We start from the raw sequence: 26,841 nt of genomic DNA, 5'->3' as shown, positions 1-26,841 counted from the left end.
CAGGAGCCTGACCAAAAAACTTTATAAAAAGCCCAATTAAAGAAAGTCGAGGTGTATAGATTGCCAGGAAGTAAGTCTCCTCGTGGAATGTTTGCCGCTAGGAAACTAGAACTCAAGAGGAAAAAGTTCAGGTGGAGCGACCTCGAATACAAGCGGCGCATGCTACAGCTCAAAAAGAAAGTAGACCCCCTCGAGGGAGCCCCACAGGCCAGGGGAATAGTCGTAGAAAAGGTGGGTATCGAGAGCAGGCAGCCCAACAGCGCTGTACGTAAATGTGTCAGGGTACAGCTACTAAAGAACGGCAAAGTCGTGACAGCCTTCCTCCCAGGCGACGGCGCGCTCCTCTTCGTAAACGAGCACGACGAGGTAATAATCGAGGGTATCGGTGGACCAGAAAGCAGGGCATATGGAGACCTGCCAGGAGTAAGATGGAAGGTAATCAAGGTTAACGGCGTCTCGCTGAAAGAGATACTCAGAGGCAGAAAGCAGAAACCAACGAGGTAAGGCTTCGTGTCTAATCCCCCCAAATTTCGCCTTCTATCCAAGAAGGGAAACAAGGTTATATTCCAGCTTGAAGACGCTACCCCAGCGTTTGCCAACGCGCTACGCCGCGCAATAATATCTGAGACGCCCTCCCTCGCAATAGACGAAGTAATAATACAGGAAAATACCAGCGTTCTATGGGACGAAATGATCGCCCACCGACTGGCAATGGTTCCCCTCAAGGTGGACACTGAGACTTATGACGCCCTGAGAGAACTCTACGAGGATGGAAAAGACCCACAGGTAATCTTTACGCTCGACGAGGAGGCCGTGGAAAGGCCGAAAACCGTCCTCAGCGGGCACCTCAGATTCGAAGGCGTCGAGGGCGCAGTCATCACAAGTGAAGCATCAAGCATAGAGCCAGTCTCAAAGAATATCCCCATCGCAAAGCTGGCCAAAGGCCAGAGGCTCGTCTTGACTGCCATTGCAAGGATGGGGACAGGAAAGGAACACGCGAAGTGGCAGCCCGTAGGCCCCGTAGGCTACAAGTTTAAGCCAGTCATAAGGGTCCTAAAGGAAGATCTCCCCGAGGACTATGTCTCTAAAATTATAGCTACCTGCCCCAGGAGGGTCTTCGGCTACAATTCTGGAAAACTAGTCGTCCTAAACGAGTGGGCATGCTCGCTCTGCAAGGAATGCGTAGAAGCATTTCCAGAAGCCGTCGAGGTCACGTATAACCCCAACGTGATACAGTTCAACATGGAGACGCTTGGCACCCTCCCACCCGAAAAAATCATTGAGACAGCAATCGACGTCCTAATAAAGAAAACTGAGAGGTTCAGCCATCTAGTTGAAGAATCCGTTAAACAAGCTCTGGCAGGAGAGGTTCAACCCCAATGAGAAAGTTTTTATCTACTGTTTTTTTGAATAAAGAGGTGTGTTGATATGAAGAGAACAGGACCCACAAACATACATCTAAGACTGCTGATAAGCAAGCTTAGAAAGTACAGCAGGATGTATAATGCCCCAGTATGGAGAGACGTCGCAGAGTTCCTCGAGAGGCCGCGGAGGAAACGGGTAGAAGTAAACCTTGGCGACATCGACAGGTACATAAATGAGGGAGACGTAGTAGTTGTACCAGGCAAGCTCCTAGGAGGAGGAACAATAACAAAAACAAACGTTACCATTGCTGCTTGGAGGTTCAGCCGCTCGGTCCCCCGCAGGCTCGACGGAAACGTGAAGCTTCTATCTATCGAAGAGCTCCTTGAACAGAACCCAGAAGGGAAAGGTGTAAAAATAATCGCGTAGAAAGGTGATGTAGAATGGCGACACAGGAAAAAGTTATAGTTATTGATGGGGCCGGCCACATAGCTGGGAGGCTGGCCAGCGTAATAGCTAAGGAGCTCCTAAAAGGAGAAAAAATAGTCGTAGTCAACGCCGAAAAAATAATCCTAACCGGCAAGCCCCAGAGGGTAGTAGAGAAGTACAGTAAGAGATGGGTAGAGTGGAAGACATACTACAACCCCGACATGAGGGGACCAAAATATCCAAAGACGCCTGACAGGCTCTTCAAGAGGATGGTTAGGGGGATGTTGCCGAAGGAAAAAGCCATGGGCAGAGAGGCCCTCAAGAGGCTCTATGTCTACATTGGTACCCCGTCCGAGTATGCAGACGCAAATAAGGTAAAGATACCCGCCGCCCTCTACAAGAACGAGCTAGTCCCATACATAACGCTGGGCGAACTATATAAAAGCCTAACAAACAAGGATATAGAGGGGTAGATCCACATGAAAATGGTGCTAGCCTCTGCGAGGAGAAAAACCGCTAGGGCAAGGGTAATACTCCGCGAGGGCAGAGGAAGAATATTCATAAACGGGACCCCACTCGAGCTCCTAGAACCCGAAGTCATACGCCTAAAAATAATGGAGCCAGTAAAGCTCGCAGGCAAACTTGTCCAACAAGTAGACATCTACGCCGAAGCAGAGGGCGGAGGCATAGTTGGACAAGCCTCAGCAATCAGGACCGCGATCGCCAGGGCACTAGTCGAGTGGAGCGGAAGCGAGGAACTCAAAAAGCTCTACCTTACATATGACAGGAGGCTACTCGTAGAGGATCCACGCCAAACAGAGCCCAAGAAGCCCAGGGGCAGGTCAGCAAGGGCAAAGAGACAGAAAAGCTACAGGTAAACGGGTCCAGCTCTCCATTCTCTTCTTCTCAATTTTACAAGTCCATAGGCGACCGGCTGACAGTCTCTCCCCATACCTCCTAAATTCTCATGACTCGTGACTGGCACGTAGAATTTTCACAAACAAAAAACTTTCCGATTATTTTTGTTCCGAGAAAAATGCCGCCGGGAACCTAAGCTGTTAGGGTTGGCGTGAACGTGCCGGCGGGGCAGGCTGAACAAATTCTTCTATCGTGCCGTACTTTATGACCTTGTCGATCACGTCTACGTGGGACAAAAACATCCTCCTACAACAATACCTAGTAATACCCATGTCGTCCAAGACTTTTCCGGGGTCCTCCCCGTTACTTACACGCGTGGCAAACTCGCTCCACTTGTCCCCGATAAGGGCGCCACACGTAAAGCACCTGACAGGGAATATCATGAATTCTCAACAGCCCATTTCCACAGTCATATTTATTAACTTTTCCTAACCCCATAGACCCGTGTATAGTTCAGCGCCGAGACCCCTAGTCGTCTCGCTCCGGCACGAAAACCTTCTACACTTCCTCGAGAACCAGCTCCGAAACCTCCTCAAGGCACAGACAAACATATTGCTAGCATTCTCAGAAAACTATTCCTCCTGGGTAAAACAGTTCATAAACGTAGATCCCCTATGCATAGACAGTCCCACGCTAGACACATTCACAAAGAGCCTTGAGAGCCGCCTAACAGACCCAATGCTCCCTAGCCTCGCAAAGAAAATACTCACCGCTAAGAACCCCAGAGAAGCCGCAACCCTCCTAGCACAAGAAGACCCAAAAAACCAAAGGATATACAAGACCCTACTAGAAATAGCCTCCACAAGCCAAGTCAAACCGGAGACAACATGCGGCCAAGAGCTGCCAGTCCAGCTATTAACAATAACATTAACCACACACCCCGTACTCGTCCACGCCCTGCTGGCATCAAAAGCCTCCATGGCGCCTGCATCCACTTTCATAACCCTCACATGCAGGCAATGGCTAGAACTCTACACCCACACCCAAACATTCGACCCCGCACAGATATTCCTCCTGACAAAGCCATGCAGAATACCCTTCGACTCCACCTTCACATACATATTCCAAAACAGCCTACTCATATTCACAAACATTAGCCCCAAAACCCTAGCCATCCTATATGAAGAAAAGTCAGACACAATACTCCTAGCCCAAGACACCGACAAAATAAGCAGAATAAAGCTATCATGAAACGTTTCACGAAGAGAAAATGGTGGGCCCGCTGGGATTTGAACCCAGGACCACCTCCGCGTCAGGGAGGCATCCTGCCGCTAGACGACGGGCCCTAGACGTCGCAGAATAGTAGAGCTTGATGGGTAATAAATTTTTCTCCCCAAAGCACGAATCATGCATCAAGGATCTACAAGCTTTACACCCAGCACAAAACAGGAAACACGCCCCATCATTAACTAGCTTACATCAATAAAGCATTTCTATTTTGTCAATGTTTTCCCATTAGGAAAACTAAAAGTTGTTTATGAAGTTTCTCGTCGGGAAGGTTATTTTAAAAAGAGATTACGGGAAAAATTCCCGACCCAAAACGGGGTGTTTCGGGAAAGTTCCCTATCGGGAAGTTTCAGAAGTTTCCAACGGGTAAATTTGAGTGCTAAGGCAGTTTTACAGACTTCTTGATAAAATTAAACGTTAAACATATAAACCACACCCGAGTAAAACAATTCGGATGCAACTCAGAAAGAATTGAAAGTGATGTGCCTTTGTTGATGTTGATTCCTCTAAATTCTATGCTCAAGATGCAACTCAGAAAGAATTGAAAGCTCTCATCTTTAGAACATTTTCCCATTCAGCTTTCCACGATGCAACTCAGAAAGAATTGAAAGCGAAAGGAAGACTGTCCTATGCACACTTAACGACGACTTCGATGCAACTCAGAAAGCGCGCGCTCCAATAGATGCAACTTAGAAAGGATCGATGGTTTTTGGTATGTTTGTTTTGTGCAGGAGGGACAAGTTTATATAGTGTTTTTTGAAAAGGTATGGAGGCGTTGCTGATGAGTCTGGAGGAGTTGAGGTCTCTTGAGGGGCAGTTGCTGATACCCTTGGAGATGTACTTGGCAGCGGGTATAAGGATTGGCACTAAGGTGAAGAGCAAGTTCATGAAGCCTTTTATCTACAGTGCTAGGCCTGACGGGCTCTACCTGCTCGACGTGAAGAAGACTGACGAGCGTATAAGGATAGCCGCGAAGTTTATCGCGAGGTATGACCCGGCTAAGGTCGTCGTGGTTTCTGGGCGCCAGTATGGTCACAGACCTGTCAAGAAGTTCTGTGGGCTTGTTGGCTGTAAACCTATTCTTGGAAGGGTTCTGCCTGGGACATTCACAAACCCGGCTCTAGCACACTTCACTGAGGCAGACCTCTTGGTCGTCACTGATCCCCGCGTGGACGAGCAGGCCGTTACTGAGGCAGGTCAGATGGGTATCCCTGTTGTCGCGCTTTGCGACACGGACTCGCCCATATCCTATGTCGACCTGATTATTCCGACGAATAATAGGGGCCGCAAGGCGCTTGCCCTCGTATTCTGGTTGCTCGCTAGGGAGGTGCTCAGGGCGAGGGGCGAACTTGCACCTACGGCCGAGTTGCCAGTGCCTCTTTCAGACTTTGAGGCTAGGATCCTGACGACCGGAGAAGTAGTCTAGGCTGTCCACAGTTTTTAGTGTAAGTTTTTATAGCTCGGAGTCCCCATTTTCATGGAGTGGTATGGCTTCAGGAGTGAGGGTACGCTCCCCAGTTAACGCTGGCTATTTTTACCCCGCAAACCCAGGCGAGCTCGCCGAGACTCTCAGGGCCAGCTTCCTACATAGGCTCGGCCCGGGCAGGTTGCCGGAGAAGGCTCCACGTGAATACACTGGTAGAGTGATAGGGGTCGTTGCGCCCCACGCGGGCTATGTCTATTCTGGTCACGTCGCGGCCCACTCGTATCTCGAGCTTTCAGACGCCGGCAGGCCAGACGTTGTATTCATTTTGGGGCCTAACCACCACGCGCTTGGGGTTCCAATTGCTGTCGACGAGAATGACGCCTGGGAGACCCCGCTCGGCCAGGTAATGGTCGACAAGGAATTGGCGAAGGAGCTCTCCTCGCTGGAACGCATAGTCCTGTTCGACTATCAGGCGCATTTCTACGAGCACTCGATAGAGGTACAGATCCCATTTCTACAGTTCACTTTTCCAGAGACGCCGAGGATTGTACCGATCTCGATGATGCTCCAGACGCCCGAGGCTGCTGTCAGGGTTGGAAAGGCGATTGCAAGCCTTATCAAGAACAAGGGGCTGAAGGCGTATGTTATCGCGAGTAGCGACATGAGCCACTATGTCGAGGCCAGGATAGCGAGGGAGAAGGACTTCAAGGCAATAGAGAAGATAAAGGCCCTAGACGTAGAGGGGCTGTACGACACTGTTATAGAGGAGGACATATCGATGTGTGGGCCCGGCCCAGTAATGGTCTTGATGCAGGTTGCACGTGAACTAGGATATACGAATGTGAGGCTTCTCAAGTACGCGGACTCCGGCGACGTTACTGGGGACAAGAGCAGTGTTGTTGCCTACGCGTCTCTATCGTTTGAAAAATAGGGGTATGGTGGATATAGAATGAATAACGAGGAACTGATTTTCTCGCGCAAGGACCAGCACCTAATCTTCGCTGTAAAAGAAAAAGTAGAGTCCACGGCCACTACTATGCTCGAAGACGTAAAATTTGTCCACCAGACGATACTAGACTACGACTTTTCCGAAGTAGACGTGTCCACCCAGTTTTTTGGCCACAAGGTAAACGCCCCACTAGTGATAAGCGGTATGACAGGCGGCACACCTCTCTCCGGAAAAATAAACTCTATGCTCGCCGAGCTGGCCGAGGAGTTCCATATACCGATAGGTGTCGGCAGCCAGAGGGCGGGCCTCAAGGACCCGTCAGCTGCAGACACGTTCAGGGTTGTAAAGGAAAAGGCGCCCGACGTTCCCAGGATCGCTAACATAGGCGCGAGCCAGGTATCCATGGGTCTATCTGTGGGCGACGCCGAGAAGCTCATCGAGATGATCGACGCAGACGTCCTTGCCGTCCACCTGAACCCACTCCAAGAAGTTCTACAGCCCGAAGGCGAGCCAGTGTTTAGAAGCTTCCTGGCAGGCCTCGAAAAACTTGTCAGCTCTGTCAGTGTCCCAGTTATCCTGAAGCAGACCGGGGAAGGCTTCGCGAGGGAGTCAGCGAGGAAGCTCGTTGGCATCGGCATAAAGGGTATAGATGTAGGCGGCACGGGGGGCACGTCCTTCGCCGTGATAGAGGGCCTGAGGGCGAGGCTCATGGGTCTAGACGTTCTCGAGGAGATTGCAAGAGACTTTGCCGACTGGGGTGTACCCACGGCCGCCAGCATACTCGAGGTCAGGTCGGTTTTCCCAGACATCCTGCTCGTAGCGACGGGTGGTGTCAGGAACGGCGTAGAAGTAGCCAAGGTGATAAGGCTAGGGGCAGACTTTGCAGGCATGGCCCTGCCAGTGGTTAGGAGCGTCTATCATGGCGGTGTCCCAGGGGGCAGAAGGTTCCTGGACAAAACCCTGAAGGAGCTAAGGATAGCGGTCTACCTCGTCGGGGGAAAAGATCTCAAAGACTTAAAGAAGGCGCCAATAATCGTGACTGGGAAACTCAAGGACTGGATTATACAGCGTGAACTCATAATTAGAAGTGAATAGGCAGGGGGCATGCGCGCCATGGAGAAAAAAATCGGCTTCGAGCTGTTGCCTCACACTGCCGACATAACTGTGAGAGCGGTTGGAAGGAGCCTAGAGGAGGCCTTCGCCTACGCGGTCATAGGGCTATTCGGGGTAATGACAAACGTGGAGAGCATCGAGCCCCGGGAAAAACGAGAGGTCACAGCAGAAGGCTTCGACCTAGAAAACCTGCTCTACAATTTCCTCGAAAAAATCCTTTTCCTGTTCGACACGGAGCAGTTCCTTGTTTCCCGCGTAGACAACATAGCCATAGAGCCCCAACCGGATGGATACATTGTCAAGGCCACTGTTTCGGGGGAGCGCTTCGACCCAGAGAGGCACGAGTCCAGGGTACTCGTAAAGGCCATTACCTACCACGGGATGCGTATCTATCAAGAAGGCGGCCTCTACGTAGTCGAGTATACACCCGACATCTAGCGGTATCTATTTCTCTGCGAAAAGTATCTCGATTCTTCTAGCTGTGATTTCGACTGTTTTCTTTTTTCCCTGCTCGTTCAGCCTTACCAGTTTCCACCTTGCGAGAAACCTTAGATCCCGGGAAACGTTTGGCGCAGACCTCCCAAGGCTTCTAGCAAGCTCGCTTACCCCTATGTCCTTGTTCTTCGACAGGAAATCTAGAAGCTCGAGGATTCTCGTGTTTAGAATCTTTCTTGCGACGTGTGGAGGTAGCTCTTCCCTTATGTACCATGTATAAGTGAAGTCCCCCTCCTCCTCGTAGAGGGAGTACAGCTCTCGTAGTTCAGGGTGTTTCTCGAGGTTTCCGGGGGCAAGGTCGTCCCGTGTAATTTTTCTCTCGAGGTAGACCTTTATCATTATAGGAAAAATTTATCATGTCAGGATAAAAATGTTTATGTTTATTGCCAGCTAGAGAGACTAGGTGAAAAATATGGCTCCACCATTAAGAAAGATAACTGACTACTTGTGGGAGATCCCACAGAAGTACAAGCCTGGAATGAGGGTTCCAGGTCTCGTAATAGCTGACGAAGTGCTAATAGGCAAAATGAAGGAAGACCTCACACTCGAACAAGTGGCAAACGTTGCTGTCTTGCCGGGAATATACAAGTATTCGATTGTTCTGCCAGACGGACACCAGGGCTACGGGTTCCCCATTGGGGGCGTAGCGGCATTCGACGCGAACGAGGGCGTGTTGAGCCCGGGAGGAGTCGGATACGACATAAACTGTGGAGTGAGGGTTCTCGCGACAAACCTAATGGAGCAGGAGGTTAGGCCAAAGCTACGCGAGCTGGCAGAGACACTTTTCAGGAAGATCCCATCTGGTCTGGGAAGCACAAGTGGCTTGAGGCTCAGCTTTTCAGAGCTAGACAGGGTTCTAGAAGAGGGAGTAGAATGGGCCATAGAGAGGGGCTATGGCTGGCCAGAGGATCCCGAACACATAGAGGAGCGCGGCAGAATGGAGGGTGCAGACGCCGGCGCGGTCTCAAACGAGGCAAAGGAGAGGGGCAACAACCAGCTTGGAACCCTGGGTAGTGGCAACCACTTCCTCGAAGTCCAAAGGGTAGACAAGATTTACGACCCCGAGGTCGCGAAATACTTTGGCATCGAGAGAGAGGGACAAGTAACAGTGATGATCCATACTGGTTCGAGGGGCCTAGGGCACCAGGTAGCCAGCGACTACCTCAAGATAATGGAGAGGCTCGTCAGGAAATACAACATGCCGCTCCCAGACAGGGAGCTAGTCTCTGTCCCCGCAACCGCTCCCGAGGCCGAAAAATACTTCGCGGCAATGAAGGCAGCCGCCAACTTCGCTTGGACAAACAGGCAGGTGATCACTCACTGGGTGCGTGAAAGCTTTAGGCAGGTCTTCAAGACTGATCCAGACAAGCTCGGACTAAAAATCATATACGACGTTGCACACAACATTGCTAAGCTCGAGGAACACGTTGTCGATGGGAAACGTGTAAAGGTCTACGTCCACAGGAAGGGGGCGACCCGCGCCTTCCCGCCCGGTCACCCGGAGATCCCACAGGACTACAAGACTATAGGCCAGCCAGTCCTTATCCCTGGATCAATGGGCACAGCTAGCTACATACTTGTTGGGACGCCCAAAGCCATGGAGCTGACTTTCGGCTCTTCGCCGCACGGGGCCGGCAGGATGCAGAGCAGGGCAGAGGCTAGGAGGCAGGTCAGGGGACAAGAGATCAAGGCCGAGCTCGAGAACAGGGGCATAGTCGTTAGGGCTGCGAGCCTGGCCGTCGTTGCGGAAGAGGCGCCAGACGCATACAAGGATGTGGACAGGGTTGTCGCCGTTGCAGACGCTGTTGGGTTCGTAAAGAAAGTAGTGAGGATGACGCCGATAGCTGTGGTTAAGGGGTAACGTGCGTCAAAGCGAAAAAGTTATATTTTTCTCAAAATGCAAGTGGTGGGAGAGTAAATGGCTGAAGGCGACCAGTTCATATCAACGCTTGACGGCGAGGAAATCAAGATATTTGACAAGTGGAGCACGCGTGACGTAGAAATTAGGGACCAAAGCCTAAAGAGGTACCTATCACTGAAGCCTGTCCTTGTCCCCCACACAGAGGGAAGACACGCAAAGAAGAGATTCGCAAAGTCGAGGGTCTCAGTCGTCGAGAGGCTTGCCAACAACCTGATGAGACCCGGGAGAAACGCAGGCAAAAAGATGCTCGCGCTCAACATTGTGAAAAGGGCTTTTGAAATCATCGAACTAAAGACGGGCAAGAACCCCATACAGGTCCTTGTATGGGCAATTGAGAACGCGTCGCCACGCGAAGAAACAACCAGAGTTGTTTACGGTGGTATCCTCTACCACGTGTCAGTAGACGTCTCGCCGCAGAGAAGGGTAGACCTAGCGCTAAGATTTATCTCTGAAGGCGCAAGGGCCTGCTCAATGAACAATCCCAAAACAATTGAAGAGTGTCTAGCCGACGAGATTGTCGCCGCGGCATACGGAGATGCCAACAGCTACGCGATACGCAAGAAGGAAGAAATCGAGCGTGTAGCACTAGCCGCAAGGTAAAAGCTTCTCCAGGAGTTTCAGCCTTTTTTGTGTAATATACTTATATTTTTCACCAACATACGTATCAGTGTGAGCGTTTATGGTTGAAGAGCTTTGGGTAGAAAAATATAGGCCGAGAAGTCTCGACGAAATTGTTGACCAAGAAGAAATCGTGAAGAGGCTGAAAGAATTTGTCAAACAGAAAAACATGCCGCACCTCCTTTTTGCCGGCCCGCCTGGTACTGGAAAAACCACTGCCGCCCTCGCGCTGGCCCACGACCTCTACGGGGACTATTGGCGCGACAATACCCTCGAGCTCAACGCGAGCGACGAGAGAGGCATAGACGTGATCCGGAGCAGGATCAAGGACTACGCGCGTACACTCCCATTAGGAGACGTCCCATTCAAGCTCGTCATACTTGACGAAGCCGACAACATGACTGGGGACGCCCAGCAGGCACTCAGGCGGACAATGGAGCTTTTCTCGAAGAACACTCGCTTCATACTGATAGCCAACTATGCGTCCAAAATTATTGAGCCTATACAGTCGAGATGCGCGGTTTTCCGCTTCCAGCCACTGCCCAAGGGCGACGCCTTCAGCAGGCTGAAATGGATAGCGAAGAATGAGGGGATAACAGTCGACGAGCAGGCCCTTGAAGCAATATGGGAGGAGAGCCAGGGAGACCTACGCAAAGCGATAAACACGCTACAGGCGGCGTCAGCGATAAGCAAGAACGTCACAGAGGAAGTTGTATACGCGGCGCTGGGCCGTGTAAAGCCTAGGGAAGTCAAGGAAATGATCGAAAGCGCCTTGAGGGGAGACATTATAGGTGCCAGAGACAAGCTAAGGGTGCTCCTCTACAACTACGGATTGTCGGGAATCGACATCATAAGGTATATACATAGGGAGGTTCTCTCACAGAAATCAATCAAGCTTGACGAAGCAACACTAGCAGATCTGCTCGTCCTAGTTGCCGAGGCAAACTACAGGATTGTCGAGGGCTCAGATGACGAGATACAATTAATGGCGTTGCTGTCAAAGCTTGCAGTCCTTGCAAACAAGTCCAAGAAGGGATAAGCCGAGATGTCTACCAGTGAGCCTCGACTAGAGGTTCCATGGGTCGAGAAGTACCGTCCAAGCAAGATAGCCGAAGTAGTAAACAACGAGGACGCCAAAAAGAAGTATGTGGCATGGATTAATGCCTGGCTTAGAGGCAAGCCCCAGAAGAAAGCCGCCCTACTCTACGGGCCGCCTGGAAGCGGCAAAACAAGCATAGTCCACGCGACGGCACGCGAATTCAACTGGGAACTAATCGAGCTAAATGCAAGCGACGTAAGGTCCAGGGAGGCTCTGAGACAAAGGGTCTCGGGAGCCCTAGACACGGGCTCCGTCTTCGGCTACCAGGGAAAAATCATACTCCTAGACGAGGTTGACGGCATATCCACCCGGGAAGACGCTGGGGGGCTACAAGCCATCCTAGAGCTAATAGAGAAAACAAGGTGGCCCATCGTTCTGACAGCCAATGACCCCTGGGACCCCAAGCTCAGGACACTCCGCGACGCATGCGAGCTCATTGAGTTCAAGAAGATTGGGAAGAGAGACGTGGTAAAGGTTCTCGAATCGATATGCCAAAAGGAAAAAATCGAGTGCCCCAAAGAGGTTCTCTCAGCTATAGCCGACAACTCTAAGGGCGACCTAAGGGCCGCAATCAATGACTTGCAGTCTATAGCGCTAGGCAAGAAAACCCTAAGCGTTGCAGACCTACAGGTTTTGGGCGACAGGGCTGAACAGGAAAACATGTTCGAGATAGTTAGGACCGTCCTAACAGCTAAGAGCCCTGAACAGGCTCTAAGCGTGACGAGGTTGCCGTCTCTTGACTATGAAATGCTCCTCCAGTGGCTAAGCGAAAACATCCCATACCAGTACGAACAAAGCCTCCAAGCCATTGCAGACGCCTACAATGCACTCTCGTGGGCAGATATAATGTTGTCAAGGATGAAACGTGAACAACAGTGGTCCCTCCTCTCATATGCGCTTGAACTTATGACAGCCGGAGTGTCTAGCTCTAGGGAACGCCCACCATTCAAGTTTGTCAAGTACTCTTTTCCAGAAAAAATAAGGATCCTTGCGCGTCAAAAAGAGAAGTTTGAAGAGTACAGAAAAGTAGTAAGGGAGGCGTCTAGCAGGCTACATGTGTCCACTTCAAAGTTCCGGACAGAAGTCCAGCCATATCTCCAGGTAATTTTAGAGGAAGACGAAGAAGAAGGAAAAATGATTCTGAGAAGCCTAGGCATCCCAGAAAACAAGATAAACGTTGTTTTCAAAACAGAGGAAAAGGCTCATTCTTGAGGAGGCTTTTCTCCCCGTTGCCTCGCATTGAGTTCTCTACTGATAGAATCTCTGAGTATCTTTTCTAGTACGCTTAGAGGAATCCTGTTTATCCCGACCTCGCTATTCTCGCTGGCGTTTGGAATCGAAATCAGCGTGGTTTTGCCCCTATACGTGCTCCTGCCGATCCTAGCATCTATGAATCCCAGCTTCTTGAGCATTTGAACAGTTTCCCATACCCTTGTATATTTCAGTGGTTTTTCGCCAAACCTATTACATACGTCCTCGTATTGGAGAACCACGGTTCCCATGTTTACGTATGCTTTTTCTTTTTCGGCCAAGAGGAGCTCAGTTACAGCTAGGAGGATCAATTTTTCGTGTAGAGACAATTTCTCTATCATCTCTTCGTCTATATAGCTAGGGAGAACACCCTTATTCATAACGTATCTAACGTGTTCAGGCAGGATTACGTCTTTGCCCTCTTCCTCTGCCTTGAGTGCGGCATAATACAGGATCTTTAGCGATATCCTCGCGTCGCCTAGACCCGTTTTTGTCTCTGGAACGTATCCAACGGTATCCGCAATCATGGATATGATTTCCTCCGAGACGGCCTCTTCTTTGATCGCCTTGTCAGCCTGTATCCTGGACCACAGTATGTCTTCGAGCTGGCTCGAAGTATACGGGTCGAAACGGACTACCCTTGCAGACAAGGAGCTAACAACTGCCTTGTCGAGGTATTCGAGGCTTTCCTCTAGTTGCCTAAAGATAACTATTAGACCCACCCCCATTCTTATTTCTGGCAGTATCTCGTTTAGACGTGAAAAAACATATAGCAAGTCGTTTCCGTCCCCCAGTTTTGCGATAATGTCGGCCTCGTCGAGTATAATGATTAAGTTGTGGCCGCGCCTATCGATGAAATTTAAGACATACTGTGTTAGCTCTTCAGATGAGAATCCCCTTCTCGGGATATCTAGACCACTATCGTTTCCAAGCTTCCTCAATACTTGGAACTTTGTTCGATATTCATGCGCATTTATATAGCTTACAAGTATTGGAGGCATTTTTCCCTGGTCAGATTTCTCCTTGATCTCTTTACCTATGCTTCTCGCAACGGCTGTCTTCCCCGTACCCGAGGGTCCCGAATAGATAACCGTCCTTAGGATTTTCTTTTGCCCCCTATACACGTCCTGGAGAATACTTAATGTTTCCTCGATCTGTGTTCTTCTGTGTGGAAGCTTGACTGGAACATATTCATTGCTAAGTTTTCGCTCGTCTAGTATTATCCTTCTACCGTTAAAGTAGCCATTGAAACTCATAGACATCTATCCGTCTCTCCTAAACAGATATTTCCCAGAAAAAACAATGCATAGAATAATTAATGTTTTGGTACGAGAGAATCTAGAGGAGCTCCTACGTTTTTGGACTCTCGCGTGTGTATACCACTTCCGTGAGCAGGACATCGCCGTGTTCATCTACTTCGATGGTATAGGTACCCTTGTTCGTGTTTAGGAGTCCAGCCTTTCTTAGTCTTTCCATTATCTGTGTGTAAAATTCTTGTTTCCACCCTTCTAGTTTCCCAAGCCTTACGGATATCTTCCCAACAGGAACCCTGTTTTGTGTAAAGAAAGACACTACCTCTTCGACAACCTTGTTGATGTCGCTACCCGCTATCCGCCTAACTACGAATTTTACCTTGAGTAAATGTCTAACTGGATATTTCTTGAGAACACTAGCTAGAGCCTCTGCGTTGATACATGTGTTTAGGATTATTTTTCCGGCCTTTTTTTCCTTGAGATTGACCGACGTGTCGTATGGGAATAACAAGTCTAACAAGTCTCTTGCAACCCTGTTTTCGTGGCCACTTTCAACGCTGACAATTACTTCGTGGCAGACCATTTCTCCACCAAGGATTTTTCAATAAGGTCTGTTCTAACCTCTACACCTATTCCCTTCTGTCTTGGTACTTCCAGTGTCCCATTGCTTGTCAGTTTCCACGGGGGCTCAACGATGTCTTCTTCCCAGTACCTGTCTGAGGCAGAGATGTCGTTGGGGTAATTGACTGCCGGGTGGGATGCTAGCGCCACTAGGAAAGCCCTCCCAACTCCCGTTTCCAGCATTCCCCCTATCCACGCGCCGATGCCCAGCCTCGCCGCGGTTTCCAGGATTTCTTTTGCCCTCAGTATCCCGCCTACCCTTGCAGGCTTTACGTTAACTATTTCGCATGAGCCCAGCTTGTATGCTACTAGGAGGTCTCCCAGCGTCTTGATGCTTTCATCTAGGCAGATAGGTGTAGTGAGCTTGCGGCTTAGGATGCTGTGTTCTACCAGGTCGTCCCATGCAAGTGGCTGTTCAATCATGAGTAAACCATAGTTGTCAAGCTTTCTTAAGACCTGCATGTCCCTCAACGTGTAGGCCCCATTGGCGTCGACCTGTAGAGGTATGTCTCCGAACCTATCCCTGATGGCCTTTACTGGCTCAACGTCGTGGCCGGGCTCTATCTTTATCTTGATACGCCTGTAGCCCTCCTCAAGCCTAGTCTCAACTTCTGAGACGAGCTGGTCAATGCTCCTCTTTATGCCTATACTTACACCTGAGACTATCTCTTTCCGAACCCCACCAACGATATCTGCAATGCTTTTCCCCTCAAGCCTGCCATAAAGGTCGAGGAGAGCCTCCTCGACAGCCGTCTTAGCCATCGGGTAGCCCCTTATCCTCGACACTGCCGCGTGAAAATCGTAGACGTCTTGGATTTCTCTCTGGAGGACGATTGGGGCAATAAAGTTGCGGATAATAGTTGACGATGTGTCGTATGTTTCATAGCTATACCATGGCCCATGGTCTGCGACGAGCTCGCCCCAGCCCTCCTCGCCCCCCTTCTCCTCCACACGTACAAGTACAACGGGCCTCTCCTGGACACTTCCGAAACTAGTCCTAAATTCGTCTCGGAGCTTCATCCTGAGATAAAATAGTTCCAGCCTCCTTATCTCCACAGACAATTCCCCTCCAAAACCTCGTCAAGACTAGACTTTACTACAAGATAAAAGTTGCGTGGCTCGCCGTCTATGTTTCCCAGAACATGTTCACATATTATGTATCCCCGGGAAAGATAGAAGCGGACAGCGTCCCTAAAAAGGAGCTTCCACTTTATGGCAGACTCCAGGTCAATGTCCCTAAGCTTGTTAATGTCGTATGGGAACTCTAGTGCAACAAGGTCTTTTTCTGCGACCTCAAGACTGGTCGCAATCCTCACCACGCCATTTCTAGCCGTTTTTATGGGAAAATATGCTTCCCCAGCAATCTCATCAAAAGATGGAGGCGTATACTTTCCACTTAGCCTCTCCCTAACCCTCCTACTATTAATCCACCACTCCACCATAAACCTGTCAGTCGGCAATCCACGGTTAAGCTCGTCATGTAGCTCGCCATAGTAGTCCACGTAAAATCTCCGCGCGATGACACCGAGCTTCCCAAAGTTAAACCTGGCGTTTCTGCCCTGGTGAGGGTCAAATGTCCAAGTGACGAGGTCATATTTTCTCGACAATGCCCACTCTCTCTGTAACAATTTTAGTTGTTGGGCAATACCGGTCCCCCTATACTCGGGCAAAACGCCGAGCATGTGTGAGTATAGATAGTATCCATATTCCTCGCTGTACCCTATAAACCCCAGAGCGAAGCCAACGACTTTTCCATTGGATTCTGCCAGGAGCAAAAATCCTCCACTCTCGTCTACAGCCTTAAGAACATGTACCGGGACGATCTCGCTTGTCTCCATGGACCATGCCTCACGCATAACTTCGACGACGCCTTTGTAGTCCTCAATGGTGGATGTCCTGCGGAATACCACGTTTTCCATTGCATCTAGCTATGGCGTCGAGCTGGATAAATGTTTCCCGCCAGACACTGAAAAACATACAGACGCGATAAACTTAATAAGTATCCAGAGAAAGCTTATTCATAGCCGGGGTGGCCGAGTGGACCAAGGCGGTGGACTTGAGATCCACTACCCCAAAAGGGTGCCCGGGTTCGAATCCCGGCCCCGGCGCCACTCTTGTCCTCCCAAATGTTTGGCTCAACGCTTCACTCCTAGACTAATTTTCAGGACTTTTTCCATAGAGCAGTTTCCCAGGGAAGACAAAAGAAAAAGAAAAATTTTTATTTATAGATAAATCAAAGCTAAGGGAATGTATGTCTAGTGAGTTCAAATACATAGTCCGTGTTGCTGGGGTAGACCTCCCAGGAGACAAGGCGTTAGCGTATGCGCTAGCCGACATAAAAGGTATAGGCGTGTCAACCGCACAAGCAGTCGCCATAAAGCTTGGATTAGACCCCAAGAGGCTTCTTGGAACGCTCTACGACGAGGAAATAGAGAAACTGTCCAATGCACTAAGGGAAATCGAGAAGCTTGGACTACCGGCCTGGATGCTTAACCGTAGGAAAGACCCGTTCCTCGGGGTAGACAGGCACCTAATAACCTCGGATCTCCTCATAACAGTTAGAAACGACATCGAGTTCATGAAGAAGATCAAGAGCTATAAAGGCACAAGGCACATGCTCGGCTTGAAGGTTAGAGGACAGAGGACAAGGACAACTGGTAGGACGGGTCTAACAGTGGGTGTAAAGCGTGGAAAAGAAACCCCACAACAGCAGAAGAAAGGTGAGTAGGTATGGGTGACCCTAAGAAATCAAGGAAGAAGTGGCAGGGACCAACACATCCATGGAGAAAAGAAACCCTAATGGAAGAAATGCAACTAGTAGGTGAGTACGGCCTCAGGAACAAAAAGGAGCTCTGGATAGCCCGCTCGTTGCTCAGGGAGATAAGGGCAAAGGCAAGAAGGCTTCTTGCACTTCCACAAGAAGAAAGGATACAGCTCGAGAAACCATTGATCTCGAGGCTATACAAAATGGGCCTGGTTCCAAGCGAAGACGCCAGCCTGGACGACGTCCTGAGCCTAACTGTCCGCGATGTCCTGGAGCGCAGGCTCCAAACAATAGTCTACAGGAAGGGGCTTGCAAAGACAATCAGGCAGGCCCGCCAATTGATTACGCACGGTCACATTGCTATAAACTCGCGCCGCGTGAGGAGCCCAGGCTACCTTGTCAGTAGGGAAGAAGAAAACCTAATAGGCTATTATGAGGGTTCACCAATAGCTAAACAGGTTCAGGCAGGTGCGTAACTATGGCCGAAGAAAAAGAAGTCGAGAAAACTACTGAAAAAGTAGAGGAAACAGCCGAGAAGCAGGAGAAAAAAGAAAAACGCGAAGAGCGCTCTTCAAAACAGGTAAGGGGAGACGTCGGCATAGCTTGGATCTATGCAAGCTACAACAACACCATTATCCACATTACCGACCTCTCTGGTTCTGAGACAATTGCCTTCGCATCTGGAGGAATGGTTGCAAAGGCAGACAGGGACAAGCCCTCCCCGTGGGCAGCAATGCAGGCGGCCATCAAGGCGGCTAAGACCGCGCTTGACAAGGGCATAAAAGTTGTACACGTAAAGATAAAGGCTCCAGGAGGCTACGGCCCCAAGACACCTGGACCAGGCGCTGGGCCAGCAATAAGGGCTCTTGTAAGAGCTGGGCTAATGGTAGACAGGATAGAGGACGTCACGCCGCTACCCACGGACAGCATTAGGAAGCCTGGCGGCAGAAGAGGAAGACGCGTCTAGCCGCCGTTGTTTCTCAAAGTCCTTTTTCTTTTTATTGAGAATATTTTTGCAGGGATCAGGCCGGAAACCTTTTCTTCATCTATCTGTGCTGCAATGGGTCATCATTTCTATACATGTTTTCCTCTTCGTGGATTTTAAATCTTGTGCCTATTGTTCCCGAAGAAAAGATGGGTATCCTTTTATATACTCTTGGCACATTATAATTAGCTGTCATAGTTCGTGGTGTAGAAAAGTGCCTTGGATCGGGCTTCGCAAGGGATGCGTAGAGGAAAAAGATATCGAGAAATATCTAATGGAAAATGGCATCCATTACGTAAGAAAAATTGAGCTAGAGGTACAAGTCGGAGACGAATGGGTACCATTCCTTGTCTTCGAGGTTCTCGGGATGATAGAAGGCTTCGCAGAGGAAATGTCACATACTTTTAATTGCCTCTCTCTCGAAAGCGGCCCCCACTTGGTTCTCGGAGAGATTTCCGCTAAACTGTGGGACGAGGGTGCTAAAATTATCTTTCCAGACGGTTCTCAGCGAATAATTCCAATCTACACGTTTGACGCTTTTTTAGACGTCCGGATGCCAACAAACAAGGTCAAAGGGCTAAAAGGCCAGATAATTATCGCTGGAAACATCTTCGACCTACCACTAACACTAGAAGACTTAGCAAAAATCGAAAAGATGGGTAAAAAATACATAGAAAAAGTCGAGAAAGCAGCGTCAGTCTACGGAGTCACAAAAATACTATCCAGTGAAGTCCGAGAAAAGCTCCTAGAAAAAGAGAAAAAAGAAATAAAATACGAGGTTGACTACGACGCGGGACTAGCAATAGTAATGGTAGGCAACAAATTGCAAACAGTAACCATCCCCCGGCTCGTTATTCTACTCGCGGAGGAAAAAATGTATGAACAGATAAAAGAAGTGTATAGCTCGGCGCCTGAACCCCTTAAAAAGAAGCTTAAAGAATCTCTACTCGAGTACTACGAGTTCAAAAAGGCTAACAGGCAAGAGAAAGAAGCGCTCGAAAAACTTTTTAGAGACATTGGTATCGCCCCTAACTAATCTTTCGTGCTGATTTTATGTTTTTAAAGATTGATAGCTAAAAATATATTTATGAGTTAGACGCATAAATTAATCGAGAGACAATGCCCAGATTAGCAAGTAAACCCCAAACAATAACCGCTTCTCCGATTAGGCGAATAGCTACTCTATTAGACGAAGCACGTAGAAAAAGTGACATAATCAGCTTTGGAGGTGGTGCCCCCTCCCTGCCCCCACCACAAGAAGTTATAGATCACCTAATCAACTACATAAAGAGCTACCCGCAAAAGGCCGTAGGCTACGGCGCAACTAGGGGGATGATAGAGCTTAGGGAGCTAATAGCTGAAGACCTAAAGAAATACTGGAACGTAAGCTATGATCCAAAGGAAGAAATAATGATCGTCAACGGGGGAACCGAGGGCATTTACCTAGCGCTGGGAGCAATACTCGAAAAAGACGAAGAGGTAATCGTCCTAGATCCAACATACCTCGGCTACCACGAGCCAATCAAGCTCTTCGGGGGGAGAGTCCGCACAGTCCCAGTCAGCGTGGAAAACGGGTACCAGCCAAAAATAGAAGACGTCAAGAAGGTAATCTCTCCACTAACGAAGGCCTTTATCCTTCTTAGCCCAGACAACCCGACGGGCAGAGTGGTCACAGAGGAATTCGTGAGGGACCTCGTAGACTTAGCCGTGGAGCACGACTTCTGGATTATTTTCGACGCGGTCTACAAGCATATAAGCTATGGCAGGCCTACGCCATGGGTAGACTCATTTAAGGGTGCCCGGGAAAGAACGATCACAATTAACAGCTTCAGCAAGGAAGCCTCTATTCCAGGGTTCCGACTAGGATACATCACGGGTCCCCCCGAGGCAATTGAGGTCATGGAAAAGCTAAAACAGTACGTTTCGCTTGCGCCGGACACACCCGGGCAAATAGCTATGATAAAGTTCCTGGAAAGCGGTATAAAGGATAGGTACCTCAACGAGATAGTATTACCGACCTACAAGAGAAGACGCGACTTTATGTATAAATGCATACAGGAATACTTGCCAGAGGCCAAGACATCACTCCCAGAGGGAGCATTCTACTTCTTCGTAAACCTGGAGGAATATCTAAAGGCTATGGAGCGCGACGACGAGGAATTCGCAAACAGGCTCCTCTACAGAAAAAGCGTCGTAGTTATTCCAGGCAAATACTTTGGAGAAATGGGTAAGGGCCACGTTAGGATGACCTTTGTCTCGGAACCGGAAGAGAGAATAGAGGAAGGATTAAAGAGAATGAACGCGTACGTCTACAGCTATATGTAAAAACTGTTAAACATTTTTTCGCTAAGCATTTGCTATTGGGGTTTATCCCCCAATTTTCTTCTTTATGTCTCTTAGTGTGTATAGTAGTACTCCTAGACGTGTGTCTTTGTTGAATAGTACTGCTAGGTATCCTATTTGGCCTAGCTTGGTGTATATTATTCCTGAGCCGTCTGGGGCGTTGACCGTGATCCATTCTGCCTCTCCCTTTCCCAGCTCCGTGCTAGCCCTGTTGCCGACCTCGCTTAGCACAGCAGTCAAAGCTGCGACCTTCTCCTCAAGCTCCTTGTCAGCAAGGCTACTAAACAAAGGCAAACCATCACTACTCGAAACAACAAAACCCTCAACACCGCTAACCCTAGTAACACCCTCAACAACACGTCTAATAGCTTCTACATCTAAGCTCAATGTTCTCACCTTTTCAATAGATAATGTATTTTTCCGGGTATATTTTTTATTCGTTTAAAATAGCGATAAGATGATACAATTTGTTATGGAAACAATTTTTCTTTATCAATGGTCTGTTTTTATGCTGGGCTTTGTAGTTACTATAAGGTTTACTAGCTGTTTCAGGACTCCCAGAGCTACTATTTTGTCTCGTGCAACGAGTGGATAGACAATTTCTGGACTAACACTAAGTATCTGCGCAACTTGGCGTGGCGGTACTGCGCCTTTAACGTCCTGCTTGTTCACAGCTATAATGTGTGGGTAATTGCCGAGGCTCTTCATATACAAGTACAATGGCTTCGCCCTGTAGACTTCCATCATGTTGCTTCCATCTACAAGGAAAATGTAGCCATGCATTCCATAGCTTAGTACTCTCCACATGAACTGTAGCCTTGTCTGTCCAGGAGTCCCAAACAAATAGACAGGCATTCCGTCCACTGTTACTTTTCCATAGTCGAAGGCCACTGTGGTGTATTCTTTTACCTTTTGTTCCCCTGGCGAGGTTACTGGAACCTCTGTCGTGAGAATGGTCTCGGAGACTGTCTTCACAAACGTGGTCTTGCCGCTTGCATACGCGCCGCTAACCAGGATTTTGAGATAGCCTTGATGGCCCAACATACCCAACACCGGCAGTCTTAACTACGTCTTCCTCGTATTTTCTAAGAACAAGGTGTATTAGTCCAAGGTTAGGCTTGGGTGAGGTCGAAAGCGCAATAAAGGAGCCGTTAATAGAAGAAATCACGATATGTTCTCCATTCTCAAACTCCACGTCGACCCTCTTTACCTTCGAGTTGAAGATGTCTCCAAGAGCGTCAAGCGAGCCTAGGGCCGCGGCAGAGGCTACCGCCAAAAACTCTGCTTGGGGCTGGTCAGGAGCTATAAATGCAACTGGTATACCATCTCTCCAAGCAAAGACAATAGAAACTATTGCGTCATGTGTCTCCTTTACTATTTTTGCCAGCACACCTCTAAGTTGCTCTCTAGTTACTTCACTCATTCGACTACACCATTTTCACATATTTTTAAAAGCTTTTCTTGCTTACAACATTCGCGAAATATTTGCTTATCGCTTTTTTAGCGGCTTCTACGGTTTCCTTAGGGACTTCCTCGGCGTCAGAGAACTCTAGGATGCCGTAGACAGATAGATCCTTAACCTCGCCCAAGTAAAAGACCTCAGCCTTCCTTCCACCCCTCACAAGCGACACGTTTTGAGAATTATAGAGCTTTAAAACATCCAAAAGGACAGCCGGCTCTTCACTACTTTTTCCAAATGTTTCAACAGTGTAGCCCTGAGACGTGATGATACAGGCAAACTTGACTTCTGGGAAATGAAGAGGTATATCGGAAAGGCTTGACAATTCAACCTCTTTTACCACGGTGGGTGTCGGTCGTACGGCCGGCTGTACGGGTCTGGGTAGGGTGGGTTCACGTGATACTCTTTTTTCGAGTATAAGAACCTTTGTCTCGAGCTGAGACGCTTTTGTAGTAAGTTGGACAATGTTGTCCTGCAACGGGGGAAGTATTTCTTTTTTGAGAGTTTCGATTTCTTTCTGTAACTGGGAAACTTTCTCCTCGATACTGTTTACTTCTGCTGAAATCTTAAGGAAAATTTCTTCTTTTTCGTGTTCTTTCTCTTTTGGAACCCTCCCAGAAAAAGTTTTCAAAAAATAAATAAATGAAATCAGTAAACCAATCGACAGGCCGAGAGAACCAACAGCTATGAAAACTAGGATCAAACTGTCCAGGGGTAATTGATAAAGCGTCAAAGGACTTGTAGCTAGAGACATCATCAAGAAACACTTGCTTATGAAATATTTATCACTATTGCTAAAAACCAGGCTGTAGAGAGGAAAGTGCTTCTCGAAGCTGGCTAGCCGCCTCCTCTGGAACCACACGGGCTACACGTACAGAGTCCAGCATCTCTATCCCCCCTATGCTTTCAAACGGGATCACGTCTACAAAGAGGTGGAAATAGGAGCTGTAGCCAAAGGGCAAGCTGTAGAACAACACGTTGCGGTCACGTGCTATTCCTACCTTGTCCATGGCTATTGAAACAAGCTTCAATGTCTCAGCAAGTCCCCTAATCTCGTCACTCGTCAAGTCAGTAAACCTAGCTACGTGCCTCTTCGGTGCAAGTCTCACATGGTAGTTGCGGCGGGGAGACGATGTAGCCCAAGCTATCCAAGTAGAGTTCTCGTAAAACATTCTCCCGTCATGGCGCGACGTGCAGAGGTGGCAGTCGTTTTCTTTACGCATCTCCTCAAAGGCTTGAAGAATAGACTCCATGAATGCGCCGTGGCCGTCCTCGTTGAGGTCAAAGTATACCTGAGAGTGGAGACGCGGCTGGCTCCCTCCCGCCAGCCTACCGATGTTGAAGAACGGGTAGACAGGTATCAGCCGAAAGCCCCTCCTGAAGCTTTCCTCCACAGAAAACTGTATAGCTTTCTTCATCGAGCTAAGCATAGCGGCTAGGACTTCAACTGGGACATCGCTTAGGGTCTCATAGTACCCCGTAGGAAAAGTAACCAGGTTTATCCCAAGCGCTATCTTTGTGTACCTGTCTTCAACCATCCTTTCGACTCTTTCTTTTATTTCCGGGTCTATGTGGCGGACCATCGCCGGGAAACGGTTAATTATCGTGACTGCGGTGTAGTTTTTAAGAGTGTCACAGAGGATAGGCTCAACACTGAAAGGCGAGTCCAGAGGCTGGTCATTCAGCGTTACTGGGATAACGTAGTCTTTTCCCTCCAATATATCCTTGAAAGCGTCCTTAACAATTGATTCTCTAGACTCGCCTGGCCTATACGACCTAACAGGGCTAACGTAGCTAAAGTGGCCTTTCCACTTCCCGATAGCTACAACTTTCCCAGTTTTCTCGTCGACAAGCCTTATCTCGGCCGCAGATAAGGGGTCCCACCTCTTCCTAGGCACGTATCTAGCCTTGTCATCGGAAAAGTTGAACCTCGAAACTATGCCCCAATGCATGAAGGGAATATCTTCATAGCTCATTGCCAATCTGGCCACATTATTCACCTTTGCCTGAAGCCTAACACCACGTATTCACTTGATAAATATTCAAGCAAATAAAAGAATTCCTCACCAACTGAGGGCCTCTGACTACTCATAGCTGTTTCAAACGCCCTCCTAGCTGTATAACCCTTTTCGACCAGAGACAGCATTGTATAGGCAACCTCTACAAACTGCGACCTGCACATACGTGGCACAGTCATTCTTATGCTTGGCGTTGTTGTTTCAAAGACTTCTGGGGGGAAACGGGTCAACTGTGCCAGAACACTTCTGTATTCTTCTGGCGAAAACGGCGAAACATATACAACAATTGTCTGGTCCTTCGGCAAAGAAACAATCCTTTCCTTGTCTTCGCGGTGAAGCAAGTAAACATGCACATTTTCACCAATCATCCTCCTGACTAAACCCGCTACGTACTCCTCGTCTTTCAAACAGAGACCCATCACTACTACATTGGAAATATTCCTAAGTATGCCCTCGGATTCGGCCCCCCTCAATATAGCTGAAATATCCCTAAATACAATGTCTACAGCGGGCCTAGGTCTTTTCTCCTCCCCCTTCTTTCTTCGCGTAGAAAATGAAATTCTTGGAATAGAGAATCCTCCAAGAAGAGCTATACCTAGACCAGTCCCAGCCATAAAGAGCAGGCCAGCAACTGAGCTCACATAGTTTAAAGTGTACGCGAAAGAGGGAACGAAGACAACTAGGCTTCCCAACGTTATGCCTCTTAGCCTCCCGCTCTTGCCAGAAACAGAGGCGACGATGAAACCCGAGATAAGGCCGAGCAGGCTTGCCAGAAGGAAGGGGTTCTTCATTATCTCTTCGAAGAGCACAAGGTAAAAAAGGCTCGCCGCGCTTATGGGATTATTGGAAGAAACACTCGAGTATATACCGCCAGGCAATAGGAGAAAGTAATCAACAAATGTATTTTCAGCCCTGACCCCCGAGAAAACAAACAACACCAAGGAGAAAACTAGTCCAGAGGAAACAGCCTCCCGGTAATCTTCCCCCGCGACCTGGCTAAGCAAAACACCCAAAACAAAGGGGAGAGTTACTGGAGCAAGCACAGCCAAAAGAGAAGACAACAGTATCAGAACGGCCCCGCGCCAATTCTGGACATTTTTGAAAAGGATGAAAAGCGATGCAGGGAGAAAAATCAAGGCGTATGCATATTTACCGTTAAGGTAGCTGACCAGAACCGGCAAAAGCGTGGCAAAGGCTACGCCCAGCGTTGGGCTCCCAAGAGAAGCTATAAGTGGGACAAGAGAAAATGGACTAGGGGGCTCCTCGATTAATTTGAGGAAAAGTGTCACTGCTATATAGGTGCTGACCCCAGCCAGGAGGTTTCTAGCCACGACCCTACTCATAGCTTCACTAATAGTGGAAAGGTACACACCAATGTAAAAGGGTATCGCTGGTTACTTTGTCTCCTTAATCTTAATGTCGAATTGGCACATGCCTAGGGGGATAAAAGAGTATTATTTATTAAGATGACCCCCGGTTTAAAAGTCGTGATCAACTACAAAAAGCACTTGGAAAATGTTATCGAGTCGATTCTTCATAAAAATGGCTTGTCATTTCTCCTAGTATTCTCGCCTTCCAACATTTTCTATGTAACAGGCTCCGATGCGCCTTCAGCACTGGTGATATCTCAAAACGGGGAAGTCTCTGCGCTGGTCACTAGGCTCGAATATGTTCGGGCAGTATCCGAAATGAGGCTAGGAGAGGCATATGCATTCACGAAGCAGGACGAGGTAAGCGAGTACGAGAAGATAATAAAGGGAGACTTGTACGAAGCCATAGCCCAAATCGTTGGCAGTGGCGAGAAGATAGGAATAGTTGGCGGTAGCCTCGAGCTAAAAGACCAGCTCAAAGGCAAGCTAAACAGAGAGCTAGCAGACTATACAAAGGAATTCTACCTTCTGAGGCGCTCTAAAGACGACGAAGAAGTAAGACTTATGGAGCAAGCCTCTAGAATAGCTGAACAGGCGCTGAGAAGAGCAATAGACCTGATCGAGCCCGGAGTAACCGAGTCAGAACTCGCCGGAGAAATACTAAGGGTAATAGTCTCGTCAGGCGCAGAGCCCTCGTTCCCGCCAATAGTTGCCTTTGGAGAGCACTCTGCACACCCACATGCAAAGCCAAGCCTCAAAAAACTCATGAGAGGAGACCTAGTAAAGATAGACCTCGGTGCAAAGTACCAGGGGTATTGTTCCGACATGACTAGAACATTCGTGTATGGAGACCCGTCCGAGAAACAGAAAAAGATCTATAGGGCTGTTCTAAGGGCGCAAGAAGCCTCCATCGACGCTGTAAAGGAGGGTGTAAAGGCTAAAGACATACACATGATTGCATATAATGTCCTAAAGGAGGAAGGCCTCTCTGCATACTTTAACCACGGTCTGGGCCACGGGGTAGGCATAGACATACACGAGGAGCCCTACCTAAACTCGCAGAGCGAAACAGAACTCATAGTCGGAGACGTGGTCACGATAGAGCCGGGCGTCTACCTGGCTGGGTACGGCGGTGTCAGAATAGAGGACATGTTGCTGGTTCAGCGTGGAACAAGCAGGACACTGACATTCTTTACCAAGGACATAGCCCTATAGTGCGC

The 26,841-nt window shown here is 48.7% G+C and carries 32 protein-coding genes and 2 tRNA genes; 21 read left to right on the top strand and 13 right to left on the bottom strand.

Going from position 1 to position 26,841, the window contains the following annotated elements:
* Positions 1-60 precede the first annotated feature (60 nt).
* The 5 genes from N186_RS02245 to N186_RS02225 are packed head-to-tail and all read left to right on the top strand — an operon-like array spanning position 61 to position 2,669.
* Positions 61-504 carry a 30S ribosomal protein S12 gene (locus N186_RS02245; protein WP_148681985.1) on the top strand — a complete coding sequence of 148 codons (444 nt, stop codon included), beginning with the start codon at positions 61-63 and terminating at the stop codon, positions 502-504.
* 6 nt (positions 505-510) lie between these two features.
* The gene (locus N186_RS02240) at positions 511-1,383 is read left to right on the top strand and encodes a DNA-directed RNA polymerase subunit D (RefSeq protein ID WP_020962153.1); all 873 of its coding nucleotides are present in this window, start codon (positions 511-513) and stop codon (positions 1,381-1,383) included.
* A 45-nt stretch (positions 1,384-1,428) separates the two neighbouring features.
* A complete protein-coding gene (locus N186_RS02235) occupies positions 1,429-1,791 on the top strand; it encodes a 50S ribosomal protein L18e (RefSeq protein WP_020962152.1) in 363 nt (120 codons plus the stop codon).
* Positions 1,792-1,805: 14 nt separating this feature from the next.
* A complete protein-coding gene (locus N186_RS02230; protein WP_020962151.1) occupies positions 1,806-2,264 on the top strand; it encodes a 50S ribosomal protein L13 in 459 nt (152 codons plus the stop codon).
* 6 nt (positions 2,265-2,270) lie between these two features.
* The gene (locus N186_RS02225) at positions 2,271-2,669 is read left to right on the top strand and encodes a 30S ribosomal protein S9 (RefSeq protein WP_020962150.1); all 399 of its coding nucleotides are present in this window, start codon (positions 2,271-2,273) and stop codon (positions 2,667-2,669) included.
* A gap of 180 nt (positions 2,670-2,849) precedes the next feature.
* Here N186_RS02225 and N186_RS02220 read toward each other — a convergent pair whose 3' ends face one another.
* Positions 2,850-3,092: a DNA-directed RNA polymerase subunit N gene (locus tag N186_RS02220; RefSeq protein ID WP_020962149.1), complete on the bottom strand. Its 243-nt coding sequence runs from the start codon at positions 3,090-3,092 to the stop codon at positions 2,850-2,852.
* A gap of 61 nt (positions 3,093-3,153) precedes the next feature.
* On the opposite strand from N186_RS02220, the gene N186_RS02215 reads away from it, so the two are divergent.
* On the top strand, positions 3,154-3,900 hold the full coding sequence (locus N186_RS02215) for a hypothetical protein (RefSeq protein WP_020962148.1): 747 nt from the start codon (positions 3,154-3,156) through the stop codon (positions 3,898-3,900).
* 20 nt (positions 3,901-3,920) lie between these two features.
* Here the strand turns inward: N186_RS02215 and N186_RS02210 are convergent.
* A tRNA-Val gene (locus tag N186_RS02210) sits at positions 3,921-3,995 on the bottom strand.
* Positions 3,996-4,717: 722 nt separating this feature from the next.
* Here N186_RS02210 and rpsB point away from each other — a divergent pair.
* The 4 genes from rpsB (at position 4,718) to N186_RS02190 (ending at position 7,862) form a co-directional block, all read left to right on the top strand.
* The gene (gene rpsB / locus N186_RS02205) at positions 4,718-5,362 is read left to right on the top strand and encodes a 30S ribosomal protein S2 (protein ID WP_052885624.1); all 645 of its coding nucleotides are present in this window, start codon (positions 4,718-4,720) and stop codon (positions 5,360-5,362) included.
* Positions 5,363-5,423: 61 nt separating this feature from the next.
* On the top strand, positions 5,424-6,293 hold the full coding sequence (gene amrB, locus N186_RS02200; protein ID WP_020962146.1) for an AmmeMemoRadiSam system protein B: 870 nt from the start codon (positions 5,424-5,426) through the stop codon (positions 6,291-6,293).
* A gap of 18 nt (positions 6,294-6,311) precedes the next feature.
* On the top strand, positions 6,312-7,406 hold the full coding sequence (gene fni, locus N186_RS02195) for a type 2 isopentenyl-diphosphate Delta-isomerase (protein WP_020962145.1): 1,095 nt from the start codon (positions 6,312-6,314) through the stop codon (positions 7,404-7,406).
* Between the two features lie 18 nt (positions 7,407-7,424).
* Positions 7,425-7,862, top strand: coding sequence for an archease (locus N186_RS02190; protein WP_020962144.1), 438 nt, complete (start codon positions 7,425-7,427; stop codon positions 7,860-7,862).
* 6 nt (positions 7,863-7,868) lie between these two features.
* On the opposite strand, the gene N186_RS02185 is transcribed toward N186_RS02190, so the two are convergent.
* Entirely contained in the window at positions 7,869-8,258 is a 390-nt protein-coding gene (locus N186_RS02185) for an HVO_A0114 family putative DNA-binding protein (RefSeq protein ID WP_020962143.1), read from the bottom strand.
* A gap of 73 nt (positions 8,259-8,331) precedes the next feature.
* On the opposite strand from N186_RS02185, the gene N186_RS02180 reads away from it, so the two are divergent.
* The 4 genes from N186_RS02180 (at position 8,332) to N186_RS02165 (ending at position 12,769) form a co-directional block, all read left to right on the top strand.
* Entirely contained in the window at positions 8,332-9,780 is a 1,449-nt protein-coding gene (locus tag N186_RS02180; RefSeq protein ID WP_020962142.1) for an RtcB family protein, read from the top strand.
* Between the two features lie 57 nt (positions 9,781-9,837).
* Positions 9,838-10,440, top strand: a complete 603-nt coding sequence (locus tag N186_RS02175; protein WP_020962141.1) for a 30S ribosomal protein S7 — start codon at positions 9,838-9,840, stop codon at positions 10,438-10,440.
* A 79-nt stretch (positions 10,441-10,519) separates the two neighbouring features.
* Positions 10,520-11,497, top strand: a complete 978-nt coding sequence (locus tag N186_RS02170) for a replication factor C small subunit (RefSeq protein WP_020962140.1) — start codon at positions 10,520-10,522, stop codon at positions 11,495-11,497.
* 6 nt (positions 11,498-11,503) lie between these two features.
* The gene (locus tag N186_RS02165) at positions 11,504-12,769 is read left to right on the top strand and encodes a replication factor C large subunit (protein WP_020962139.1); all 1,266 of its coding nucleotides are present in this window, start codon (positions 11,504-11,506) and stop codon (positions 12,767-12,769) included.
* Here N186_RS02165 and N186_RS02160 read toward each other — a convergent pair.
* From N186_RS02160 to N186_RS02145, 4 genes are all read right to left on the bottom strand, one after another.
* A complete protein-coding gene (locus N186_RS02160) occupies positions 12,760-14,070 on the bottom strand; it encodes a Cdc6/Cdc18 family protein (RefSeq protein WP_020962138.1) in 1,311 nt (436 codons plus the stop codon). The genes N186_RS02165 and N186_RS02160 overlap by 10 nt on opposite strands.
* 88 nt (positions 14,071-14,158) lie before the next feature.
* The gene (locus tag N186_RS02155; RefSeq protein WP_020962137.1) at positions 14,159-14,644 is read right to left on the bottom strand and encodes a hypothetical protein; all 486 of its coding nucleotides are present in this window, start codon (positions 14,642-14,644) and stop codon (positions 14,159-14,161) included.
* A complete protein-coding gene (gene menC, locus N186_RS02150; protein ID WP_020962136.1) occupies positions 14,626-15,738 on the bottom strand; it encodes an o-succinylbenzoate synthase in 1,113 nt (370 codons plus the stop codon). The genes N186_RS02155 and menC overlap by 19 nt, the downstream gene beginning before the upstream one ends.
* Entirely contained in the window at positions 15,729-16,601 is an 873-nt protein-coding gene (locus N186_RS02145) for a GNAT family N-acetyltransferase (protein WP_020962135.1), read from the bottom strand. The genes menC and N186_RS02145 overlap by 10 nt, the downstream gene beginning before the upstream one ends.
* A gap of 104 nt (positions 16,602-16,705) precedes the next feature.
* Between N186_RS02145 and N186_RS02140 the strand changes: the two genes are divergently transcribed.
* The 6 genes from N186_RS02140 to N186_RS02115 all read left to right on the top strand — a co-directional run bounded on the left by N186_RS02140 (position 16,706) and on the right by N186_RS02115 (position 20,756).
* Positions 16,706-16,793 (top strand) — tRNA-Ser (locus N186_RS02140).
* A 140-nt stretch (positions 16,794-16,933) separates the two neighbouring features.
* Positions 16,934-17,410 carry a 30S ribosomal protein S13 gene (locus N186_RS02135; RefSeq protein ID WP_020962134.1) on the top strand — a complete coding sequence of 159 codons (477 nt, stop codon included), beginning with the start codon at positions 16,934-16,936 and terminating at the stop codon, positions 17,408-17,410.
* A gap of 2 nt (positions 17,411-17,412) precedes the next feature.
* On the top strand, positions 17,413-17,922 hold the full coding sequence (locus N186_RS02130) for a 30S ribosomal protein S4 (protein ID WP_020962133.1): 510 nt from the start codon (positions 17,413-17,415) through the stop codon (positions 17,920-17,922).
* Positions 17,923-17,924: 2 nt separating this feature from the next.
* Positions 17,925-18,413 (top strand): 30S ribosomal protein S11, encoded by a 489-nt coding sequence (locus N186_RS02125; RefSeq protein ID WP_020962132.1) that lies wholly within the window; start codon positions 17,925-17,927, stop codon positions 18,411-18,413.
* A gap of 232 nt (positions 18,414-18,645) precedes the next feature.
* Entirely contained in the window at positions 18,646-19,467 is an 822-nt protein-coding gene (locus N186_RS02120; protein WP_020962131.1) for a hypothetical protein, read from the top strand.
* 83 nt (positions 19,468-19,550) lie between these two features.
* A complete protein-coding gene (locus N186_RS02115) occupies positions 19,551-20,756 on the top strand; it encodes a pyridoxal phosphate-dependent aminotransferase (RefSeq protein WP_020962130.1) in 1,206 nt (401 codons plus the stop codon).
* 42 nt (positions 20,757-20,798) lie between these two features.
* Here N186_RS02115 and N186_RS02110 read toward each other — a convergent pair whose 3' ends face one another.
* The 6 genes from N186_RS02110 to N186_RS02085 form a co-directional block, all read right to left on the bottom strand.
* Entirely contained in the window at positions 20,799-21,161 is a 363-nt protein-coding gene (locus N186_RS02110; protein WP_187147043.1) for a roadblock/LC7 domain-containing protein, read from the bottom strand.
* 105 nt (positions 21,162-21,266) lie between these two features.
* Positions 21,267-21,818 carry a GTP-binding protein gene (locus tag N186_RS02105; RefSeq protein ID WP_020962128.1) on the bottom strand — a complete coding sequence of 184 codons (552 nt, stop codon included), beginning with the start codon at positions 21,816-21,818 and terminating at the stop codon, positions 21,267-21,269.
* On the bottom strand, positions 21,781-22,197 hold the full coding sequence (locus N186_RS02100) for a roadblock/LC7 domain-containing protein (RefSeq protein WP_020962127.1): 417 nt from the start codon (positions 22,195-22,197) through the stop codon (positions 21,781-21,783). Before N186_RS02100 ends, N186_RS02105 begins: the two co-directional genes overlap by 38 nt.
* 25 nt (positions 22,198-22,222) lie before the next feature.
* Complete coding sequence (locus tag N186_RS02095; protein WP_148681983.1) at positions 22,223-22,990, bottom strand: hypothetical protein; 768 nt, start codon at positions 22,988-22,990, stop codon at positions 22,223-22,225.
* A gap of 37 nt (positions 22,991-23,027) precedes the next feature.
* Positions 23,028-24,224, bottom strand: a complete 1,197-nt coding sequence (locus N186_RS02090; RefSeq protein WP_148681982.1) for an HIT domain-containing protein — start codon at positions 24,222-24,224, stop codon at positions 23,028-23,030.
* A 5-nt stretch (positions 24,225-24,229) separates the two neighbouring features.
* Positions 24,230-25,594, bottom strand: coding sequence for a hypothetical protein (locus N186_RS02085; RefSeq protein ID WP_020962124.1), 1,365 nt, complete (start codon positions 25,592-25,594; stop codon positions 24,230-24,232).
* Between the two features lie 144 nt (positions 25,595-25,738).
* On the opposite strand from N186_RS02085, the gene N186_RS02080 reads away from it, so the two are divergent.
* Positions 25,739-26,836 carry an aminopeptidase P family protein gene (locus N186_RS02080; protein WP_020962123.1) on the top strand — a complete coding sequence of 366 codons (1,098 nt, stop codon included), beginning with the start codon at positions 25,739-25,741 and terminating at the stop codon, positions 26,834-26,836.
* Positions 26,837-26,841 lie beyond the last annotated feature (5 nt).

It is taken from the genome of Thermofilum adornatum (genome assembly GCF_000446015.1).
GTDB lineage: Archaea > Thermoproteota > Thermoprotei > Thermofilales > Thermofilaceae > Thermofilum > Thermofilum adornatum.
This window is presented reverse-complemented; position numbering and strand designations above follow the sequence as displayed.